This window comes from Calothrix rhizosoleniae SC01, from assembly GCF_900185595.1.
In the GTDB taxonomy this organism is placed as follows: domain Bacteria; phylum Cyanobacteriota; class Cyanobacteriia; order Cyanobacteriales; family Nostocaceae; genus Calothrix_A; species Calothrix_A rhizosoleniae.
Genome location: NZ_FYBH01000239.1, coordinates 1 through 21,862, shown reverse-complemented (window position 1 = coordinate 21,862; position 21,862 = coordinate 1). Strand labels below are relative to the sequence as shown.

The window sequence follows — 21,862 nt, the reverse complement described above, 5'->3', positions numbered from 1 at the left end:
TCCTTTAAAAATGGAGGAAAGTATTTTCTGCCAATATACTTAAGGGTAAAAAGTACTCTCCATTCCATTCCCCAAATAAATCTATAGAATGTCCACCACTGATTGCCAAGAGTTGCCATCCTTGAACAAAATTAGGCATCAATATTAACTGATGATTGGCTGCATCTCGAATCAGCCATTGATCTTGCTGCTGAAAAGGTATAACTCCATTGATTGATGCTGGAAATTGATCTAACCAAGGGTGACAAGATAAGGCTTGGGCATACACAGACATCATTTCTTTAATCCCACTATAACCCGGTATTTCTTGTATTAATCTTGGTATGCCATGACGATTTTTGACAATTGCTCGTAAAGGATAAGCACTATCAAAAAATACTAGCTCTGCTTCTATACAGCTACCTGGAACTAAACTAACATCTAAGGATTGCTTACCATAGGCAAAATTGAGGATTAAGGCAGCTTTTCTTGTTGCTGTTCCCCACAGCCAAATCCGTTGGGTTTTGAGGGCATCTTGTTCTTCTATCCGTTGACCTAATATTAACCATTTATCCTCTAATCCTGACTTGGTTAATAACTCTTCCTGATTTTGCGTCCAACCAATTTGGCTGCGAATATCTGCTTGCAAAGGAGTAGGTAACTTTTCCAAGCGTTTAAACCCTTCTAGTAATAGATAAATCCTTCCTAGACGACTCAATAATCTTTCTTCCCATGCCGTTCCAGTGTGAGGAATGCTACCCATTTCCTTAATCAATCTGGCAACACCCCCTGCTTGGGCATCTACTAATCGGGCTGCGGCTGTATCCCAAAAGCTATAGGATTGTGCTTGCGATGCAGCTAAACCTTGACGTAATAAATCCCGTAGCCACAACTCTAAATCCTCCATTCCGGTTTTAACTTTGTTGTAGCGTTGTTCAGCACGTTTGACTTTGGCTTGGGGATCTACTGTTTTTTTGCTAGCAGCTGTTTGTTTTTGAGTTTGTTTTTGCTGGCGAGTATCCAGCCATTGCTTCACCCAGTCAGGAGGAGTACTGTTGTGGAAATCATCTTTAGTATTGGCAAACATTAAAAATAATCCCAGTGCATGTTTACAAGGAAACTTACGACTGGGACAAGAACATTTAAAAGCTGGTTCTGCAATATCGATTTGGGTACGATAGGGATTTTTCCCACTACCTTGGAATTCTCCCCAAATAGCTTGCTCGTTGTAATGCAACGATAACCATTTGTGGCGTACAGCTAAAGATTTACCATTTTTTGCCGAACTAGCATCTGGTGCTAGAGATAAAATTTGCTCCTGAGTCCAAATTGTAGACATGGGTGGCATCTCCACCAACTACTGTTTTTTATGTTTACTTTGATACTTTTTTAACAGACATTCTTCCATAATATCAACCATGAGTTAACCAACCATATTTTTGCTATCACTCAATTCCCTTGATTCATAATCACGGCAACCTTCACAAGGCCCATAAGGATTGATTGCACAACGTATATGGGCAGAACGAGCATTATATTGGCAACTGATGTCACCAATGAGAAAACCCACTCCTTCGAGATAGTAGCGATCACTTTCGCTGGGCAACATATTATACCTTTCTTGGACGGATGGAAAGGTCATACTTAATCGCCTCAAGCGGGATCTCGCTCTCACATGGACTTTACGGATTACCCATAAAGATAATACGGGCGGAAACAAACCAACGGCAATCACTAAAAGTGTTTTCCACACCTTGATACATTACCTCTTTAATTATGTGCTTATCTTTATCTGGGATATCTCTGTTCCAGAAAGGGAAGAGGAAAATACCCAGGGAACTTACTACTGGTAAATAGTTAAGTAATTAACTAGAATCTTTGTTCTACATTAACGTACTTGCTACTACTCTCATCAGCATAGCTCCCAGAAAACCTAGAGGTAATCACCCACCGAATATTTATAATGTTTTTTTGCAAATAACAGCAATAATTCAGGAATCCAGAGATTAGATAAGTAAATATTATTTATTTTTTTTGATTTTTGCAATTAATAGTGATTACTAAAACATCTTAAAAAAGATAGCACAGGCGATATAATACAGAAAACTGAAACTAAAAAAAGTTCCAATAATTATTCAAAATCCTGTGCACATTGATGAAGAAAGAAAGTAACTAATAATAAAATAAAACACAGTAACCAACTAATTAATTAAATTGACGATACATTCTACGCCAATTTTCCAAGTCTTCAATAGATATACATTTAGTTAACACATTCATTCCATTCCCACGCCAAGAAACTTCAGGATCTGTAGTAAATACAGCAGTTTCTAGCTCATCAGCATCAATATTCCAATATTCACTAAACCGACTTTTCAAAGTGATTACTTGGTCAAAAACTTTATTCCTATGCTTATTGCGTCTTTTCCTTTCAGTCGCTCCTGTGGCATTTGTATCAATAAATTTAGTCTCAATTAAAAATAATTTATAGTGAGGAGTAAGATAAACAAAATCACATTTACCTAAGTCTGTATAGTCAGATATTGGTGACTTTTCAAATAGCAATAGTTCTGAGCACAAAGGAAATAAATGTTTGATATTCAAAAAGAGATACGCCTGTAATAGCAGCTCTTTGTCATAAGGAAAACTTACCACTCCCTCAAAAAATCTGGTGATCTCTTCATGGGTTTGGGGCTGCATTCTTTTGCAATATGTAAAAAAATTACTAATTGCATATGATGCTGTATACATTTGATGTGCAGTCATGGGTATGCTCTCCAGCCTCCTCCACATAGAATTGTTATGGGATTCAAAAGTATCATCTATTTTCAGTAATCATCATCCGCATAAGTAACTAAAAAAACATATTTTTGTACTACACATACGTCTATGCACTTAAGATAAATGACCGCGACGTTCTAGGAATAGACGAATATCGCGGTCATCATATTAGAAATTTTTCAGTAGAATAAACTGTATTGATTATGACCAAATAATAATGGTAAGGGGAATTTATTTTTGAATTTTGGGTTACGTTTGATGCAACTGTTGTATGTGGGCTGTAAAACTAGCATTTTTCAAAGCTTGAATGGTACTCATGGAATCCTGTACCCAAAATTGCCGACCAAAACGGATTAATTGTCGGGAAGTTCCAGCTTGGACAATCCCAATAACTGGTACTTTGGCTTTTTCCTTTTCCCCTGAATGTTCTTTGAGAATTGTTCTTAAACGGTCTTGCTCCTCAATGGTAGTTGCTTGGTGGGGAGTTAGTTCAACCATTACCATCTGGATATTTTCCACTATTTCTGTATTTTCAACAATTAACTGAGTTTGCTCATCGCGGCGATCTATTTTACCCCACAAAATTAACCTCGCATCAACTTCTAGTAAAGGATGAATTCGTTCATAAGTGCGAGGAAAAACCACGGCTTCTGATTGGGCAGTCAAATCTTCTATCTGTAAAATTGCCATAGGGTCACCTTTTTTGGTAATCACCTTTTTGACTCCATTGAGCATGACAACAGCACAGATAAGGGATCCTTCTTGGCGATCGCCTATTTGATTGAGATTAATGGGAGTCAGAATCTTAGTGGATTGATTTAAAGATTTCAAAGGATGATCGGAAACATAAAAGCCAAGAATTTCCTTTTCTAGGCGTAGTTTTTCCTGGGGGGGAAAATCAGCTATTGGTTTAGCTTTGGGAGCCATCTCAAAAGCATTTTTAATGGGGCTAGCAGTGCTTGTAGAAGAGAATCCCCCTCCGAATAAATCAAACAGATTTCCCTGTCCACTAGCTCTATCCTTGGCACGGGATTGTCCCCAATCGTAGACCAATTCTAAATCATGAATTAATTGGTTGCGGTTAGGGTTGATTTGATCAAAAGCTCCACAGTGGATCAAAGATTGTACAGTCCTACGATTAACAGTACCTAAATCCACGCGATCGCAAAAATCTCCCAGGGCTTGAAATTCTCCCCCTTCATCCCTAGCTGCTAAAATTGCGGCGATCGCATTTTGTCCTACATTCCGTACCGCCGACAATCCAAACAAAATCTTCTTGTCCAAGGGAGTAAAATCAACTCCAGAACGATTGATATCTGGCGGCTCAATGGTGATTTTCATACTCAAACAGGTGGAAATATATTTCTGCACCTTATCTGTGTCACCACTGTTAGCGGTTAACAGTGCCGCCATATACTCCAATGGGTAGTTAGCTTTTAGGTATGCTGTTTGATAGGTAACGTATCCATAAGCAGTAGAGTGAGATTTGTTAAAACAATTGGCAGCAATTAAACCATTTTTGATGGCAAAATTGTGGTCATTTTTCACGCCAATGTCATATACTTGCTGCGTACCTAAAGATTTACGAGTTAAAATTTTAACCATTATTTACTATACCCAGAAGGTGTTGAAGGAGTCAGGAGGCAGGAGGGAGTAGGGAGCAGGGAGCAGGGGAGCAGGGGAGCAGGGGAAAAAACGGCACTGCCTCCTAGCTAGAAAATGGGGAGTGAAGGAGTGAAGGAGTGAAGGAGTGAAGGAAGTGTTTTCATCCTTGATTTTCCCTAGTCCGCGCAGGCGGACTTAGTGCCTGTAGCCGCACCCTTCCAGGGTGTCGGCGAGTTTGAAAACAGTCCCTAGGGGTTGGGGGATAGGGAAGAGTTATTTTCATTCTTGATGGTGAATTTTTTTCATCGGGACTGCCTTGATGAATAATATTTTCTATCTGCACTCCTGAATACATAATAAATTAGTGCAAGCTTTGTTAATACCAATTTGAAAAATGATTGCGACAGATGGAAAGCAAGAAAAGCTTATACATTAACTCTTTCACAATCCCGGACAGTTGTTCATGGGGGAAACCCCCAAGACCACACTGTCCTCAAAATCTAAAATCTAAAATCTAAAATGGTATAACCTATTTGAAATTTTGGCATCGGTTCCTATCTGGTGGAGCAGATAACCATCAATCTGTATTAAAATCAAACACTTGAGTCATAACAAGGAAGCAATAGCAATCATGGCATCCATCCGCGAGTTGCACACACAGCTAACTAGCAAAGAACGTTCTGCTGTGGAAATTACCCAGGAAGCTTTAGACAAAATCCAATCCCTAGAGCCAAAAGTACATAGCTTTTTGTGCGTCACAGCAGAAAAGGCATTAGAACAGGCTCAGGCTGTGGATGCCAAAATCGCTGCTGGTGAAGAAATCGGTTTGTTGGCGGGGATTCCCATTGGTATCAAAGATAATATGTGTACTCAGGGAATCACAACTACCTGTGCCTCCCGTATTTTAGAAAATTTTGTACCTCCCTATGAGTCCACAGTCACCCAGAAATTATTCGATGCTGGGGCTGTAATGGTAGGAAAAGCCAATATGGATGAGTTTGCTATGGGTAGTTCCTGTGAAAGCTCTGCTTACCAATTAACCGCGAATCCTTGGGATATATCCAGGGTTCCTGGAGGCTCTTCTGGAGGTTCGGCGGCGGCTGTGGCGGCAGATGAATGTGTGGTATCTCTAGGTTCTGACACTGGTGGCTCTATTCGCCTTCCAGCATCCTTTTGTGGTGTGGTGGGGATGAAGCCAACCTATGGATTAGTTTCCCGTTATGGTTTAGTAGCATATGCTTCATCCTTAGATCAAATTGGACCATTTGGTCGTTCCGTAGAAGATGCAGCAATCTTGTTAAGTGCGATCGCAGGTCATGATCCTAAGGATTCTACTAGTCTGAATGTCCCTATTCCCGACTATGCTGCCAATTTAACACCAGACTTGAAATCTCCAGAAAAATTGAAAATTGGTGTGATAAAAGAGACTTTTGGGTCAGGTTTAGATTCTGTGGTAGAACAAGCCGTAAACAAAGCCATTGAGCAGTTAAAAAGCTTGGGTGCAGAAGTTCAGGTGATTTCCTGTCCCCGCTTTCGTTATGGTTTACCCAGTTACTATATTATTGCCCCCTCAGAAGCCTCAGCAAACCTGGCTCGCTACGATGGAGTAAAATACGGTTATCGCAGCCAAGATGCAGATAACCTCATGTCCATGTATACCAGTACCCGTGCCACAGGCTTTGGTTCAGAGGTCAAGCGCCGGATTATGATTGGTACCTATGCCCTATCCGCAGGTTATTATGATGCTTATTACCTGAAAGCTCAAAAAGTCAGAACTTTAATTAAGCAAGATTTTGAAAATGCTTTTGCCAAAGTTGATGTACTGCTATGCCCTACAGCTCCAGCAACGGCATTCAAAGCTGGAGAAAAAACAGCCGATCCCCTGAGTATGTATTTAACTGACTTGATGACAATTCCTGTTAATCTTGCTGGTTTACCTGGTTTAAGTGTGCCTTGTGGCTTTGATGATCAAGGTTTACCGATTGGTTTACAACTAATTAGTAATGTTCTCAGGGAAGATTTACTATTTCAGGTTGCCTATGCCTATGAACAATCTACAGATTGGCATCTACGTCAGCCAAATTTTGGAGGGAAAGAGTGAAGGAGCGCAGGAGTGCAGGAGTGAAGGAGTGAAGGAGTGAAAAAATCCCTGACCGAAAAAGAAAAGGATACAAGCCCCCAAATTTATTAGTGGAAAAATTAGAGATAATTGTGCCGCGATGTATAAGCACTCTTTCGCAATAATTTCTTATTTCAAGCCCTCCGCAGTCGCTCATGGGGGAGACCCCTTTTCTACGCGCTGCTCTCTACATTCATGTATGGGATTTATCCCCTGCTCCCTGCTCCCTGCTCCCCTGCCTCTGACTGACTCTTGCCTCTTGATGCATGGATAGGGAAACTGATAACTGATAACTGATAACTGATAACTGAAATGACAGTGCCCGTAGAATCTGTGACAATGCAGAATAAAAAGAAACCGTCTCTTGTGTTGACGCTTTCAGCTACTGGATTGTTGATTGGTGCTGGAGTGGCAACATATTTTTTTCTCACCCAGGGAAAGCCACTGGCGAGGGATTTGCTCACAGGTGCCCATCTGATTCCTAAAGATGCTCTGTTAGCAGTTTCTCTGACTACCGATCCTCGTCAGTGGAAGAAATTGCGGGAATTTGGCACTCAAGAAACTCAGGTAGAACTGGATAAAAATTTAGTCGCACTGGGCGATCGCTTTCTCACGAACCATGGTTATGATTTTCAAACAGACATTCAACCTTGGGTAGGCGATCGCATTACTTTTGCTATTCTTACTCCCAAACCTGATGTATCTTCTGGCAAATCAGTTGCAACCAATCGTAATAATAACAGCCAGCAACAACCTTTGGTGACGATACTGCCAATTAAAAATCTGGCAAAGGCTGAACAAATATGGACACAAAAGTTTAATCTTCCTAAGAATACATCGAGCAATGTAGCGGAAAATCCCATTCAGGAAATTAAGTCTAAATCGGGAACCAAGTTTTATACGGCAATTATAGAACGCCGATTTTTAGCGATCGCTGACAATTCCCAAGTCATTAGACAAACAATTAATGCTTATGCTGAAAGCACATCTTTAATTAAAAGTCAAGGATTTTCCAAGAATTTCTCAGAAATTGCTAACTCTCGACCCTTTGCCCAATTTTATGTCAATGTCCCTGCATCTGCTCAAATTGCAGCAGCAGCACCAAACCGTCGTTTACCAGCTCAAGTTTTAGCACAGTTACAGGATAATCAAGGTTTAGCTGGCACGGTTTCCTTGAAATCATCAGGCATCAGTTTACAAGGAATTTCCTGGTTAAATCCCAATAGTCAACGCCAGTTAGTAGTAGAAAATCAAGGGGGAAATATGGCAAAACTTTTGCCACCAGAAACCTTGATGATGCTATCTGGAAATAATTTACGTCGGCTATGGAAAGATTACGTTTCCACATCCAAAAATAATCCCATCTCCCCATTACCACCAGAACAGTTAAAGAAGAGCATTAAAAATTACACTAATTTGGATTTAGAGCGTGATTTACTGAGTTGGATGCAGGGAGAATTTTCCGTATCGGTGATTCCTAATTTACCGAAAGAAGGGAAACAGGAAGATTTTCGGGCAGCTTTATTATTCATGGTCAAAACAAGCGATCGTCAAAAAGCAGAAGCAGTTTTTACACAATTAGATGAGACCATGAAAAGCCAGTACCAGTTCCAAATTCAACCGGGGAATATAGGTAATCAACCTGTGGTTAACTGGATTGCACCTTTTGGAACTTTAACTGGTACCCACGGCTGGTTAGATAACAATATATCTTTTTTAGTGTTAGGTGCTCCGATTACTAACAGGATTATTCCTCAATCTCAGAATTCTTTAGCTAACAGTCAATCATTTCAAAATACTGTTCCTTCTCAACCTAATCCCAGCAATGCTCAATTATTTGTGGATGTTGAACGTGGGATGAAAAATTTCCCCCTACCCAATTTAATTCCCAATCAGAACATGATTTTAGGGGCTACACGTTCTATTGGGGTAAAATCTGCTATTAGTGATAGTCGTAGTCAGCGTTATGACATTTTTTTGGAGTTGAGAAAAGTTAAGGAATAACTTGTAATTCATAAATCTTCAGAAACAGATAGGATCATAAATATCTGAATCCATACATTTAAATAAAAATCTACAGGGGAGAGTAAATTTATGAATCTGGTTGTACTCCAGAATTATCTCGATAATGCTACCTTTGCCATCTTATTTTGCACCATGTTGATTTATTGGTGTGGGGCAGCTTTTCCCAAGCTAACTAGTTTACCAGCTGTAGGTACAGGTGGCATGGCGATCGCTAATCTTTCTATAGCGACTCTCCTAGGAGCCCGTTGGTTAGAAGCTGGTTATTTTCCCCTCAGCAATTTGTACGAATCCCTATTTTTCTTGACTTGGGGTATCACTACCATTCACCTAATTGCTGAAAATACCAGTGGTAGTCGTTTGGTAGGAGCTGCTACAGCTCCTGTCGCAATGGGAATTACAGCCTTTGCAGCCATAAGCTTACCTCCAGACATGCAAGTTGCAGAGCCCTTAGTACCCGCCTTAAAATCCAATTGGTTAATGATGCACGTTAGCGTCATGATGCTCAGTTATTCCGCTTTAATGGTAGGTTCTTTATTAGCGATCGCTTTTTTGGTAGTTACTCGCGGTCAAAATGTGCAATTAGTGGGTAGTTCTTTTGGTACTGCTGGTAGTTATCGTCAGAATGGCTATCATTTACAGAAAGCTAGTGAGTTGGTGGCGAATAAGGAAACAATACCTGTAGAAAAGAATGATTTTACTCCAGAAACATTTAGCAATGGTAAAACTGCTGTTTTGGATGTAGTTACTACCACATCCGCCCAAGCAGGAGTATTCACAGAATTGCTCTCCCCCCAACGCCTAAATCTTGCTGAAAACCTAGATAATATTAGCTATCGCATCATTGGATTGGGGTTTCCTCTACTCACCATTGGCATTATTTCCGGTGGTGTATGGGCAAATGAAGCCTGGGGTTCTTATTGGAGTTGGGATCCCAAGGAAACTTGGGCATTAATTACCTGGTTAGTATTTGCAGCTTATCTCCATGCTCGTATTACCCGTGGTTGGCAAGGTCGTCGTCCTGCAATTTTAGCAGCTAGTGGCTTTGTTGTGGTTTGGGTATGTTACTTGGGGGTTAATTTACTCGGTAAGGGTTTACATTCCTACGGCTGGTTCTTTTAATTCCTTAATCATGCTGGTTGTAGTTCTTGAGATTGTGTTAATCAGTTCTTCAGCCAGCTATCTACATATAGTGCTACGCGCAAGTAATAAGTAAGAAGTAATACCAATTCACATAATGTTTGCGACAGATAAATTATTTGTAGTATGGGTTTAGCAATGCTAAACCCATACCCATGTGTCGCATTCTTTTTCAAATTGGTATAACTTGATGGTGAAAAATGTTTCCATCGGGACTGACTTCTTCTAATATTTTTATATTTGAGTAACTTCACTGAGATTGTTTCAAGTATAAATTGTTAGATTTTGAATAGCAGTCTAAGTTAAATACAACTTATGGCTCGTAAAGTAGTTTTAAGTTGGCAAAATGGGTAATGATTATTCATTTAACTGTTTCTATACCCACTTATAATGGGGAAAATCGTTTACCTCAAGTACTAGAAAGAATCCAAAAGCAAACAGGTATAGAAAACATCAACTGGGAAATTTTAGTAGTTGATAATAATAGTCAAGATAATACTGCTAAACTCATCCAGGAATATCAAACAAATTGGCAACATTCTTATCCTTTAAGATATGTATTTGAGCCAGAACAAGGGTTAGCATTTGCTCGACAACGCGCTATAGAAGAAGCAAAAGGTGAATTAGTAGCTTTTTTGGATGATGATAATATACCTGCATTCAATTGGATAAGTGAAGTATATAAATTTGGGCAAAAATATCCTCAAGCTGGTGCATATGCTAGTCAAATTCATGGTGCATTTGAGGTAGAACCACCTGAGCATATTAAACCTATAATTTTTTATCTAGCTATTAATGAAAGAGGTAACCAACCTCTACTATATGAACCAAGAAAAAAAGGTTTTCCTCCAGGAGGAGGTTTAGTAGTACGTCGAAATGTATGGAAAAAATATGTTCCTACCCGTCTTCTTTTCTCTGGTAGAAAAGGAAAATCTTTGGTCTCTTCAGAAGATATAGAAGCTCTTTTACATATTTATAATGCAGGTTGGGACATATGGTATAACCCAGATATGGAAATAGAACATAAAATTCCATCGTCACGGTTAGAAAAAAACTATATGATGGGCTTAATGCGGAGTATTGGTTTGCCTCATTATTATTTACGTATGGCATTAATTAAGCCTTGGCAAAGACCTTTTCTATTTTTAATATATGTACTTAATGATGTCAGAAAGTTAGTTACACATTTAATCACTTATCGAAAAGTATTAAATGATGATGTAACTGCTTCATATGAGAAGGAACGGTTAATTGGGATATTACAAAGTCCTTTTTATTTAGCACATATCAAATTTCTCAACGTATTTAATTAATTTACATAAATTTGAACAAAAAAATATCTAATATATATGCCTATCATATCAGTTATTATTCCTGCATATAATGCGGAAAAAACTATTAAAAAAACTATAGAATCAGTACTCAATCAGACTCTATCTGATTTTGAATTAATAGTTATCAACTCTAATTCATCAGATTCTACATCAGAGATTATTTCTCAAATACAAGACCCTCGTCTGCAATTATTCAACTATTCTCAAGGGAATGCAGCTATTAATCGCAACCGAGGTTTTAACCATGCAGTTGGAGACTTTATCACTTTTTTAGATGCAGATGACCTGTGGACACCAGATAAATTAGAGTTGCAGTACACAACACTAGTAAACAACCCTGAAGCTGCGGTGGTTTATAGCTGGACTGATTGTGTGGATGAATCTGGTAATTTTTTACGTAAGTGTTCTTATGTTAATTGGAGTGGAGATATTTATCCTCATCTCTTGTTAGATGACTTTATTGGTAATGGTTCCAATGTCATGATTCGTAGGGATGCATTTCAAGCAACTGGTGGCTTTAATGAATCACTAACGAATGCAGAGGATACAGAAATGTGGTTAAGGTTAGCTGCAAAATATGAATTTGTCAATGTTAGTAAAGTACAAGTTTTATATCGAGTATCTCTCTATTCTAAGTCTTCTAATATTTTACCTTTAGAAAAATCGAATTTAGCTGTCATTAATATAGCTTATGCTGACAAAAAAGCTGCTAATTATCAACATTTGAAAAAATATAGCCTTGGTAATCTTTACAAATATTTAAGTTATAAATCTCTGGATACATTACCTGGACAGCAGAAGACTTTACATGTAGCAAGGTTTCTGGTTACTGCTATATATACAGATATATCTATTCTCATTAAACCTGTTATCTGGAAAGCTTGGTTGAAACTTTTGGTGATGAGCTTTTTCCCTTATAAGCTAGCGAAAGAGATATTAAGTAAATTTCCTGTTTTATCTAATGTGAGTACATTTTTGGGGTATGAAAAAACATATAAATCTTTATTTGAATCATGAATTGCAGACCCGATATTTCTGTAGTAATCCCTGTATATAATGGGGAAAAAACAATTAAACAAACAATTCAATCAGTTTTACAGCAAAGTTTTTCTAATATAGAAATAATCATCATTAATGATGGCTCAACTGATTCTACTCTAGAAATTGTCAATAATATTGATGATATTCGTGTACAGATATTTTCTTATACCAATGCGGGCTTGGCAGCAAGTCGTAATCGAGGAATTGAAAAAGCACATGGGGATTTTATTTCTTTTCTTGATGCTGACGACTTATGGACAAATGATAAATTAGAAGCTCAATATAAAGCACTCAAAGAGAATCAGAATGCTTCTGTAGCTTACAGTTGGACAGATTATATTGATGAAACAGACAAGTTTGTCAAAGCCGGTAAACGGATTAATGCAACGGGAGATGTTTATAATCAACTTTTACAGCTTAATTTGTTAGAAAATGGCTCTAATCCTTTAATCGATAAAAAAGCTATAAATGAAATTGGTGGGTTTGATGAAACTCTTCCTGCTGTTGAAGATTGGGATATGTGGTTACGTCTATCTGCAAAATATGAATTTGTATGCGTTGAAAAACCGCAGATACTATATAGAATATCTAATCACTCAATGTCTAGTAATTTGAAGAGGCAAGAGTCAGCATTACTAACTGTAATTGAAAAAGCTTTTTCCCATGAAAAAGCAATGCATTTACGGCATTTTAAAAAAAATTCACTTGCTAATATCTATAAATATCTTACGTTTAAATCTATCGATATTAATACAGACAAATATATCAATTTTACAGCCGCTTATTTATTATTTAAATATATGATACACGAAGATTTTATCTTAAAGCAATCAAAAATTATTTTAATTGCTATTTTGAAAATTTTTCTTCCTTTTAAACAAATAAATATATCAGCGTTAAAAAAAAGAATAAAGCTAAAAATAGATCATATTCTTGATTTTATTTCAACTGAATATAATTTCCAATTCCATAGACGTAAAATTCAGGAAGAATTAAATCCAACCCGTAAAATTCCCAAAAATTTACATATAGAGGTAACAAATACTTGTAATGCTAAATGTGTCTTTTGCGCTTATCCCCAGATGGAAAGAGTAAAAGAAATAATGCCAATGGAAGAGTTTCAGCGCATCATCAATGAATATGTGGCAATGGGTGGAAAGTACGTTTCTCTTACACCAATAGTAGGCGAACCTTTAGTAGATCGCTATTTTTTTGATAGGTTAAATTACCTTGATAAAATACCTGAAATTAAAGGTTTTTACTTTTATACTAATGGTATTCTGATGAAGCCAAAAGTCAGCGAGAAATTGCTTGCTTATGGTGATAAATTGAGCATTTATGTTTCTTGGGGAGGATTTGATCGAGCAACTTACAAAGCAGCTATGGGTGTGGACTACTTTGAGCTTGTTCGTAAACATATTGAGGGATTTATTAATGCTAAACGTGAATCAGGTTCTGCTACTATTTTGACTATTGCTTTACGCTGCCCATTTAGTAATTGCAACGGAGAACTCTGGGAAAAGTTTCATCAGTGGAAACGAGAGAAATTAATCAATTGGTATTTTATTGATGGTTATGACACCTGGGCTGGTAAAGTTAAAGCAGAAGACCTAAGGAAAGTTGGACTCGAACCCACACCTATGCCCCATAAGCGAGGTGCTTGTGAGCTACTGTATATGAAGCCCATCATTTTAGCAAATAGTAAAGTAAATGCCTGTGCTTGTCGTGATGTGGAAGTAGAATTGCTTATAGGTGATCTGAAAAAAGAAAAATTATCAGAGATTTGGGCTGGTAAAGAAATTGATAAAATTATTGAGCGTCACGAACAAGGTGACTTTCCTGATGTTTGCAAACGTTGCACTTGGTACACCAGTATTTATAATATTCGTAAACGCCATAGCCGTATAGATCAAGCTGCTTTACATTGGAGCGAAGATTAATTATCCAGCATAGCTAATGCTAATTCATATTAATGCATATTAATGGTGATTCCTAAAACATTACCAGTAGGGTAATCCGAATCATTCATTGACGGCTAACAATGCTTTTTTTTGCAGCGATCGCCCCCATTATACCTTTACAATCCTAGTTGGTATCATCTCCTCTTGCTTTCTCCGCGATTATCCTGGAAACTCTCAGCTAGAGGATTTTTTGTTACCTTTATTATTTAGACAGATGCCTTGAGGATTACCAACTATGCTAGAACAAGGAACCATCAGTATTCATACTGAAAATATTTTCCCGATTATTAAGAAGTCTCTATACTCAGATCACCAAATCTTCTTGCGGGAACTAGTATCTAACGCTGTGGATGCGATCCAGAAGCTAAATATGGTGTCCCGCGCTGGGGAATATTCCGGAGAGATGGGAGAGCCGGAAATTCAATTAGCTATAGATAAAGGTAAAAAAACCCTCTCCATTACAGATAATGGTATTGGTATGACAGCCGATGAGGTAAAAAAATATATTAACCAGGTTGCTTTCTCCAGTGCTGAAGAATTTATTCATAAGTATGAAGGAAAAGCAGATCAACCAATTATTGGTAACTTTGGTTTGGGTTTCTACTCCTCCTTTATGGTGGCGACAAAAGTAGAAATTGATACCCTATCTTATCAAGAGGAAGCCCAAGCCGTTCACTGGAGTTGTGATGGTTCTCCTGCTTTTACCTTGGAAGATTCTAGCCGCACTACTCGCGGTACAACTATTACTCTCTACCTCATGGAAGAAGAAGAAGAGTATTTAGAAAGCCCACGGGTGAAGAATCTAGTTAAAACTTACTGCGACTTTATGCCCGTACCCATTAAGATGGATGGGGAGCAGCTAAATCAACAAAAGGCTCCTTGGCGAGATAGTCCTAATAGTCTGAGTCAAGAAGATTATTTAGAGTTTTACCGCTATTTATATCCTTTCCAGGAAGAACCTTTACTATGGGTACATTTAAATACTGATTATCCTTTTATTATCAACGGTATCCTTTATTTCCCGAAACTTAGACCAGATGTAGATGTAACTAAGGGACAAATTAAGTTATTCTGCAATCAGGTTTTTGTTAGTGATAACTGCGAGGAAATTATTCCTCAATTTTTATTACCTATGCGGGGAGTTATTGATAGTACAGATATTCCCCTGAATGTATCCCGGAGTGCATTGCAAGGCGATCGCACCGTGAAAAGAATCGGTGACTACATTGCCAAAAAAGTAGGCGATCGCCTGAAGGAATTATATCGTAGCGATCGCCAGAAGTATATTACTGCATGGAAGGATTTAAGCACTTTTGTCAAGTTTGGGGTACTCAATGATGAGAAGTTTAAAAAGCAAGTACAAGATTTAGTTGTTTTTCGTAGCACTGCTAAACTAGAGGCGAAAACTGCTGAAACCCCCGAAGTTCAGGTACAATCTGATGAGGGAGATGCTTGGCAAGATGTGAGTGCATCCACTCAGGATAGTAATGGTGATGAATATACTACCCTCAAGGAATACCTGGAACGGAATAAGGAACGCCATGAGAACAAAGTATTCTACTGTACTGATGAAGCCTCACAAGCTACTTACGTAGAATTACATAAAAGTCAAGGATTAGAAGTCCTATTTATGGACTCCTTCATTGATACCCATTTTATTAACTTCCTAGAACAGGAATACAATGATGTCAAATTCACACGGGTAGATTCCGATTTGGATAATACCCTGTTGGATAAAGATACATCTGGGGAAATTGTTGACCCCAAAACTAACAAAACCCGCAGCGAAACTATTAAAGAACTGTTCGAGAAAGCCATCAACAAACCCAAGGTGAATATCCGCGCTGAAGCATTAAAAGCGGAAACTCAACAAGGAACCCCACCGGCTATGGTGTTGTTACCAGAAATTTTGCGTCGTCTGCGGGATATGAATGCTTTGATGCAGCAACAAGGAACAGAATTTCCCGAAGAACATATTTTGTTGGTGAATACTGCTCACCCTATGATTCAAAATTTAGCAGAAATCAGCCAAGGGGCAATTATTCAAGGAGATGGGGAATCACCAAGCAGTCAATTGGTGAATATGATTTGTCAACATGTTTATGATTTGGCTTTGATGTCTCAAAAAGGATTTGATGCGGAAGGGATGAAATCTTTTGTTGAGCGTTCTAATGATGTACTCACCAAGTTGACAGAGCAAGCAGCGAAGTAGAGGAATGAGGGAGTGATGGAGTGATGGAGTGAGATTTGATGGTTGATGGTTGGGAGTTAAGATTTTTTATCTTTCACTCCTTCCCTCTTTCCCTCTTTCCCTCTTCCCCATCTTCCCACACTCCCTGCACGACAATCTCGCAACCAAGTCTCAATAGCTTGTCCAATATATCCATTACTACTTTCTCTTGGTGGTGCTGACGTTTTTGGCGATTGAGAAGAACCTGTTTGGGAAAACATCATTACCTTACGCCAACCAGTTTTGGCTTTAGTCAATAATAGCCAATGAAATTCTTGAGAATCCAGTATTTTATTGGCTATATACCGGCGTTCCAAAGTTGTGAAAAACAGTTGTTCTACCCCTGGAGAGATTATTTGGTTAGATGACGATGTATAGCCACTAGGATTCAAAGGTAGGGGTGTAAATTCTGGTCTACCAGCCAAAATTACATAGCTAAAAATATCTGTTTTTCTGGCTAGGCGACGGGAGCGTTGACTAGCTCGATTTGCATAATTAGGTAAATCACGCAACAGCTTAGTAGCTAATATTTCTAGATTCTGCTGGGAACAGACTGATTTTTTAGGGGTATTTTGAGAAAAATTCAGTTTTTTTTGTCCTACTTTAGAAACAGAAGCAACGGATAAGGATAATGCATTGGGGGATAGGAGTAGCCAAAAAACACAAATTATTAACCATAATCTCTGATTTTGCTTAATTACTGAAAAATTCATGTCACAATTGCTAACTCCTCACATATTTTCTGCCAAGCTAGTTCTGGTACCTCAGCAGCAGTAATTGGTCGTCCAATGACAAGATAATCAGCACCAGCTTGGATTGCTTGTGCTGGGGTAAGCGATCGCTTTTGATCACCTTTTGCAGCCCAGGTAGGACGGACACCAGGACAAACCAGCAGAAAATCTTCTCCACAGGTATCCCGTAATTGTGCCACTTCCTGAGGAGAACATACAGCTCCATCCAATCCCGTTGACTGTGCCATTAATGCCATGTGTAGGGCATATTCTGGCAATTCTAGGGGAATTTTTAAATCAAATGCCAATTGACGGGAAGAAATGCTGGTTAGTAGGGTAATTGCAATCAGCTTTGGTGGTGTGACATTCGCTTTTGTGGCTCCTTCCTGAATCGCCTCTGTGGCAGCTTGGAGGGCATCTTTGCCAGCAGTGGAGTGAATCGTCAATAAATCCACTCCATAGCCAGCAGCAGCCCGACAAGCGCCGGCTACGGTGTTGGGTATGTCGTGAAACTTTAAATCGAGAAAAATTCTCTTGTTGTTAGACTTGAGAAAATCGAGAATTTTTGGTCCACAACTAGTAAACAGTTCTAAACCAACCTTCCAGAAAGTAACCGATGGTAGTCGATCCACAAGAGCGATCGCACTTTCTACATTTGGTACATCTAAAGGGACAATAATCTGTTTTTCTCTACTCATTTATGACGGTTGATAGTTGTTAGTTGATAGTTGTTAGTTGATAGTTGTTACTCCCGGTTCGCCCATTTGAAATCGAGTTAGGAAAAATGCAAAACGAAATAATCAAGGTTTTAGCGTTTGATTTAGATTGTGAGCCCAAGGGAGCATATTAATTTTGCCTCCAAATGCCACCAACAAAAAACCTGATTGATTCCAAATCTTTATTCTCACGTTATTTATCAATTTCTCTAACTTCAAAAAAAATGGGCAAACCGTGCGTCTTAACTAACAACTAACAACTAACAACTAATAACTCTTTTCACAACACAAATCGCACAAACTTATTTTTCCCTAGTTGTAAAACTCGCCCTTGTAATTCACTGGGTTGTTGAAAAGTAGTATCAATATCAGTAATGCGATCGCCATCTATTTTTATACCACCTTCCTTGATTTTCCGCTTACCTTCCCCACCACTTTTACACAAACCACTGAGATTGAGAAGTTGGAACAATTTGGTGGGAAATTCCACATTAGCTAGGGAAAATTCGGGTAAATCTCCCACTTCTCCCCCTGACTCTGCGGCTTTTTCTGCCTCATCGGCAGCTTGCTGACCGTGATATTGTTTGACAATCTCCCATGCTAATAACTTTTGGCGATCGCGAGGATTTTCTGGTAACTTATCTAAGGGTAAATCTGTTAGTAGCTCAAAATACTGTTCTAAAATATTATCCGGAGTACCCTGTAGCTTTTGGTACTTTTGTGATGGATGCTCGGATAAACCCACATAATTATTCAGGGACTTGGACATTTTTTGTACCCCATCAGTACCAATTAAAATTGGTAATAGAAGACCAAACTGGGGTTTTTTGCCAAAATAGCGCTGTAAATCTCGTCCTACAGCAATATTAAATTTCTGGTCAGTCCCTCCTAGTTCCACATCAGCATCTATAGCCACCGAGTCATAACCCTGCATCAACGGATAAAGGAACTCGTGAATAAAAATGGGATTTTCCTTTTGATAGCGTTCCGCAAAACCTTCCTTCGCCAACATCTGTCCCACAGTCATGGTAGAAAGTAATTGCAAAATTTTGCTTAAATCTAGCTGAGAAAGCCATTCTGAGTTGTAACGTACTTCTAATCTCCCAGGGGTGTCAAAATCCAATATTGGTCTTACCTGTTCCAGGTATGTTTGGGCATTTTGTTTCACTTGCTCTGGTGTTAATTGACGACGCACATCAGATTTTCCCGAAGGATCGCCAATTTGAGCAGTAAAATCACCAATAATTAGAACTGCTGTATGTCCGGCATCTTGAAACCCTCGCAATTTTCTGACTGGTATGCTATGACCAAGATGAATATCCGTACCTGTAGGGTCAATTCCCAATTTTATCCTTAAAGGGCGATCGCTCTTCCTCAGGATGTGTTCCAGATTATCAACTTTATTTTCAGGGTCACTTGGTTGTGGGAAAATTTCAACAGTACCACGGTGCAGCCAAGAAAAATTTTGCTCCATAATAAAATATTGATTATTAGCTATACTTTTGACAAAAAAAGTGGGATTAAATGTAATCACTGACAAATTGTCTGCATGTCCACCCGCCAAACTAATATAATTGCAAAAAATTAGCCAGCCAAGAAACTAGAATTATTATTTACAAGTGAGGAAGTGAGAGCATCGTGTCTTCTAGGACTTTTCCAAAAAAACAAGGTCAAACCCAAGCCTCATCAGGATTTGAATTTTTAAAAGGAGTTGGTCAAGTAGCTGGTGGGACTTTACTATCCATCACTATGCTAAGTAGTTCGATTGTAGCTGGGGGTTTAGTTGGGTTAGCTATTAGCTTCCGCAATTTGCCAGATGTGAGACAGTTACGCAACTACTTCCCCTCAGAAACATCATATATTTATGACATTAAGGGGCGACTTTTAGCTAGTCTCCACGGAGAAGCTAACCGGGAAGTTGTACCACTAAATCGAATTTCACCAGCACTAAAGCGAGCTGTGTTAGCTAGTGAAGATAGTGATTTCTATTATCATCATGGGATTAACCCTAAGGGTGTAGGACGGGCAGTTGTCACCAATTGGACATCTGGTGGTGTACGGGAAGGTGCTTCAACTGTAACGATGCAGTTGGTAAAGAACCTGTTTTTGTCCCATAAACGAGCCTTTACCAGGAAAATAGCCGAAGCAGTATTAGCAATTCGCTTGGAGCAAATTCTTGAGAAAAATGACATTTTGGAGATGTATCTCAACCAAGTGTATTGGGGTCATAATAATTATGGAGTCCAAACTGCTGCTAGGAGCTATTTCAATAAATCTGCTGAAAATTTAACCCTTGGTGAATCAGCCATGATGGCAGGTTTAATCCAAGCACCAGAACAATATAGTCCTTTCGTGAGTATGAAAAGGGCTAAACAAAAACAAAAAGAAGTACTGGGGCGGATGCGTCTCTTGAACTGGATTAGCCAACAAGAATATGAGCAAGCCCTAAAGGAAAAAATTAAACTAGGTAAAATCAAATCTTTCCAAGGTAGTGCCCTACCTTATATTACTAATGCTGTGTCATCGGAGTTGACTAAGAAATTTGGTCGTGATGCCCTGATTAAAGGCGGAATGCGAATACAAACAACCATTGATACCAAATTTCAACAAATGGCGGAAAAAACTGTTTCTCAGTGGCATTACCGGCTTCTAAGAAAAGGTTTATACAAAAATCAAATTGCTTTAGTGGCTGTAGATCCCCGTACTCATTTTGTCAAAGCCTTGGTAGGTGGGGTGAATTCTAAAACTAGTGAATTTAACCGAGCGACTCAAGCCTTAAGACAGCCAGGATCTTCTTTTAAGCCATTTGTTTATTACACTGCTTTTGCCACTGGGAAATATACACCAAAGACGAAAGTATACGATACTCCTGTGCGTTATCGTGATGGTAGTGGTTGGTACTATCCAAAAAACTACGATGGTAGTTTCGGGGGAGCTATGACTATCCGCACAGCTTTATCTTTGTCCCGTAATATTCCTGTAATTAAACTAGGTAAAGCGGTGGGAATGAACAAAGTTGTGGAAGTTTGCCGGACTTTGGGAATTATGAGTCCTATGCAACCTGTTACATCTTTACCTTTAGGAGCCATTGAAGTTACCCCCCTAGAAATGGCGGGAGCCTACGCTACCTTGGCTAATTATGGATGGCAATCTCCCACTACTATAATTGTGCGAGTGACTGATAGTAGTGGTAATGTAATTTTAGATAATAGTCCCAAACCCCAACTTGTACTTGACTCTTGGGCAGCAGCAGCAACAATAAATACCATGAGATCGGTAATTGATGGCGGTACTGGTAAAAATGCGGCTATAGGTCGTCCTGCAGCCGGAAAAACCGGAACGACTTCCTCTGAAAAAGATATTTGGTTTGTAGGGACAACACCGGAACTAACAACTGCTGTTTGGGTGGGTAGAGATGATAATAGAACTCTTTCTCGGGGTGCTACTGGTGGTGGTATGGTAGCACCGATTTGGCGTAGTTTTATGTTGCAAGCGCTCAAAGGAGTTCCTAAAACTAGTTTTAAGCCACCATCTAAATTCCGTCGTCCTAAACCCAAAGCCGAATAAGTTGTATAAGTTGTAAGTGACTTACTTTCTCACCGGACTATATGCAGGCAATGTGTAAAATTCAGTTTGAGGATGTCAAAATAGGCGGGAAAATCTATCGGTTCCTCAGAGCCGTTAAGGAATACGGATAAAATAAAGTACAAATCTGATTGTAAGTTAATAAATCCAACTTCCTAAGATTATTGACCTAATTCGGATTTCATCCGTTCTAGAGTTAGTTGCATTTGATCGAACATTTGCTGTGGAGTCACACCAAATTGATTGAGCTGAGTCTTTAATTGCTCTACAGTCATTTGTGCCATGAAGTCTTCGGAAAGCTCAAAGCGTTTCATAAAAATGCGATAGCGTTCCATCATAGCTTCCATTTTTTCAATGAACAGCTTTTTACCTTCGAGATCAAATTTGCCGTAGCTATTACCCAACTTCATCAGAGCTTGATAGTCCTCAAATAGCTGTTTTGCTTCTTGTTGAACTATATCAGAGTCAAAAAATCCCATTGTATTTGTACTAATTGCTGATTGTATTCAGTAACTTTCTCATTTATGCCTATAGTTTTATTCTAGTGTAGGGAACTAATCTAGAAAACTAGTTTCGTCAAGTGTACGGTTTTTAACCGAAATTTCAACACTTGACTGT

The 21,862-nt window shown here is 38.8% G+C and carries 16 protein-coding genes; 8 read left to right on the top strand and 8 right to left on the bottom strand.

Annotated elements, in window-relative coordinates; translation table 11 throughout:
• Positions 1-4: 4 nt before the first annotated feature.
• The 4 genes from CALSC_RS14205 to CALSC_RS14190 all read right to left on the bottom strand — a co-directional run bounded on the left by CALSC_RS14205 (position 5) and on the right by CALSC_RS14190 (position 4,365).
• The gene (locus CALSC_RS14205; RefSeq protein WP_088241979.1) at positions 5-1,318 is read right to left on the bottom strand and encodes an SWIM zinc finger family protein; all 1,314 of its coding nucleotides are present in this window, start codon (positions 1,316-1,318) and stop codon (positions 5-7) included.
• 84 nt (positions 1,319-1,402) lie between these two features.
• Positions 1,403-1,732 (bottom strand): DUF6464 family protein, encoded by a 330-nt coding sequence (locus tag CALSC_RS14200; protein WP_088241978.1) that lies wholly within the window; start codon positions 1,730-1,732, stop codon positions 1,403-1,405.
• 452 nt (positions 1,733-2,184) lie between these two features.
• Positions 2,185-2,745, bottom strand: a complete 561-nt coding sequence (locus CALSC_RS14195; RefSeq protein ID WP_088241977.1) for a hypothetical protein — start codon at positions 2,743-2,745, stop codon at positions 2,185-2,187.
• Between the two features lie 264 nt (positions 2,746-3,009).
• A complete protein-coding gene (locus tag CALSC_RS14190; protein ID WP_088241976.1) occupies positions 3,010-4,365 on the bottom strand; it encodes a helix-hairpin-helix domain-containing protein in 1,356 nt (451 codons plus the stop codon).
• Positions 4,366-4,996: 631 nt separating this feature from the next.
• On the opposite strand from CALSC_RS14190, the gene gatA reads away from it, so the two are divergent.
• From gatA to htpG, 7 genes are all read left to right on the top strand, one after another.
• The gene (gene gatA, locus CALSC_RS14185; protein ID WP_088241975.1) at positions 4,997-6,466 is read left to right on the top strand and encodes an Asp-tRNA(Asn)/Glu-tRNA(Gln) amidotransferase subunit GatA; all 1,470 of its coding nucleotides are present in this window, start codon (positions 4,997-4,999) and stop codon (positions 6,464-6,466) included.
• A gap of 330 nt (positions 6,467-6,796) precedes the next feature.
• Positions 6,797-8,488 (top strand): DUF3352 domain-containing protein, encoded by a 1,692-nt coding sequence (locus tag CALSC_RS14180; RefSeq protein ID WP_088241974.1) that lies wholly within the window; start codon positions 6,797-6,799, stop codon positions 8,486-8,488.
• Positions 8,489-8,578: 90 nt separating this feature from the next.
• Positions 8,579-9,628 carry a c-type cytochrome biogenesis protein CcsB gene (gene ccsB / locus CALSC_RS14175; RefSeq protein WP_088241973.1) on the top strand — a complete coding sequence of 350 codons (1,050 nt, stop codon included), beginning with the start codon at positions 8,579-8,581 and terminating at the stop codon, positions 9,626-9,628.
• A 371-nt stretch (positions 9,629-9,999) separates the two neighbouring features.
• Positions 10,000-10,959, top strand: coding sequence for a hormogonium polysaccharide biosynthesis glycosyltransferase HpsE (gene hpsE, locus CALSC_RS14170; RefSeq protein ID WP_088241972.1), 960 nt, complete (start codon positions 10,000-10,002; stop codon positions 10,957-10,959).
• 36 nt (positions 10,960-10,995) lie between these two features.
• A complete protein-coding gene (locus CALSC_RS14165; RefSeq protein WP_088241971.1) occupies positions 10,996-11,997 on the top strand; it encodes a glycosyltransferase in 1,002 nt (333 codons plus the stop codon).
• Positions 11,994-13,961, top strand: a complete 1,968-nt coding sequence (locus tag CALSC_RS14160; RefSeq protein WP_088241970.1) for a glycosyltransferase — start codon at positions 11,994-11,996, stop codon at positions 13,959-13,961. Before CALSC_RS14165 ends, CALSC_RS14160 begins: the two co-directional genes overlap by 4 nt.
• Before the next feature lie 256 nt (positions 13,962-14,217).
• Positions 14,218-16,194, top strand: coding sequence for a molecular chaperone HtpG (htpG, locus tag CALSC_RS14155; protein WP_088241969.1), 1,977 nt, complete (start codon positions 14,218-14,220; stop codon positions 16,192-16,194).
• Between the two features lie 56 nt (positions 16,195-16,250).
• Here htpG and CALSC_RS14150 read toward each other — a convergent pair whose 3' ends face one another.
• The 3 genes from CALSC_RS14150 to tyrS form a co-directional block, all read right to left on the bottom strand.
• Entirely contained in the window at positions 16,251-16,925 is a 675-nt protein-coding gene (locus CALSC_RS14150; RefSeq protein ID WP_088241968.1) for a hypothetical protein, read from the bottom strand.
• Positions 16,922-17,641, bottom strand: a complete 720-nt coding sequence (gene pyrF, locus CALSC_RS14145; RefSeq protein ID WP_088241967.1) for an orotidine-5'-phosphate decarboxylase — start codon at positions 17,639-17,641, stop codon at positions 16,922-16,924. The genes CALSC_RS14150 and pyrF overlap by 4 nt, the downstream gene beginning before the upstream one ends.
• A 298-nt stretch (positions 17,642-17,939) precedes the next feature.
• Positions 17,940-19,133 carry a tyrosine--tRNA ligase gene (gene tyrS, locus CALSC_RS14140; RefSeq protein ID WP_088241985.1) on the bottom strand — a complete coding sequence of 398 codons (1,194 nt, stop codon included), beginning with the start codon at positions 19,131-19,133 and terminating at the stop codon, positions 17,940-17,942.
• A gap of 164 nt (positions 19,134-19,297) precedes the next feature.
• Between tyrS and CALSC_RS14135 the strand changes: the two genes are divergently transcribed.
• A complete protein-coding gene (locus CALSC_RS14135) occupies positions 19,298-21,226 on the top strand; it encodes a transglycosylase domain-containing protein (RefSeq protein WP_088241966.1) in 1,929 nt (642 codons plus the stop codon).
• A gap of 179 nt (positions 21,227-21,405) precedes the next feature.
• Here CALSC_RS14135 and CALSC_RS14130 read toward each other — a convergent pair whose 3' ends face one another.
• On the bottom strand, positions 21,406-21,723 hold the full coding sequence (locus CALSC_RS14130; protein WP_088241965.1) for a DUF1825 family protein: 318 nt from the start codon (positions 21,721-21,723) through the stop codon (positions 21,406-21,408).
• Positions 21,724-21,862 lie beyond the last annotated feature (139 nt).

Excerpts from the sequence above, each read along its gene's own strand:
- pyrF (WP_088241967.1), bottom strand. The coding sequence starts at position 17,641 with ATGAGTAGAGAAAAACAGATTATTGTCCCTTTAGATGTACCAAATGTA.
- CALSC_RS14205 (WP_088241979.1), bottom strand. The coding sequence starts at position 1,318 with ATGTCTACAATTTGGACTCAGGAGCAAATTTTATCTCTAGCACCAGAT.
- CALSC_RS14180 (WP_088241974.1), top strand. The coding sequence starts at position 6,797 with ATGACAGTGCCCGTAGAATCTGTGACAATGCAGAATAAAAAGAAACCG.
- CALSC_RS14190 (WP_088241976.1), bottom strand. The coding sequence starts at position 4,365 with ATGGTTAAAATTTTAACTCGTAAATCTTTAGGTACGCAGCAAGTATAT.
- CALSC_RS14160 (WP_088241970.1), top strand. The coding sequence starts at position 11,994 with ATGAATTGCAGACCCGATATTTCTGTAGTAATCCCTGTATATAATGGG.
- CALSC_RS14150 (WP_088241968.1), bottom strand. The coding sequence starts at position 16,925 with ATGAATTTTTCAGTAATTAAGCAAAATCAGAGATTATGGTTAATAATT.
- CALSC_RS14130 (WP_088241965.1), bottom strand. The coding sequence starts at position 21,723 with ATGGGATTTTTTGACTCTGATATAGTTCAACAAGAAGCAAAACAGCTA.
- ccsB (WP_088241973.1), top strand. The coding sequence starts at position 8,579 with ATGAATCTGGTTGTACTCCAGAATTATCTCGATAATGCTACCTTTGCC.
- CALSC_RS14165 (WP_088241971.1), top strand. The coding sequence starts at position 10,996 with ATGCCTATCATATCAGTTATTATTCCTGCATATAATGCGGAAAAAACT.
- tyrS (WP_088241985.1), bottom strand. The coding sequence starts at position 19,133 with ATGGAGCAAAATTTTTCTTGGCTGCACCGTGGTACTGTTGAAATTTTC.
- htpG (WP_088241969.1), top strand. The coding sequence starts at position 14,218 with ATGCTAGAACAAGGAACCATCAGTATTCATACTGAAAATATTTTCCCG.
- hpsE (WP_088241972.1), top strand. The coding sequence starts at position 10,000 with ATGATTATTCATTTAACTGTTTCTATACCCACTTATAATGGGGAAAAT.
- CALSC_RS14195 (WP_088241977.1), bottom strand. The coding sequence starts at position 2,745 with ATGACTGCACATCAAATGTATACAGCATCATATGCAATTAGTAATTTT.
- gatA (WP_088241975.1), top strand. The coding sequence starts at position 4,997 with ATGGCATCCATCCGCGAGTTGCACACACAGCTAACTAGCAAAGAACGT.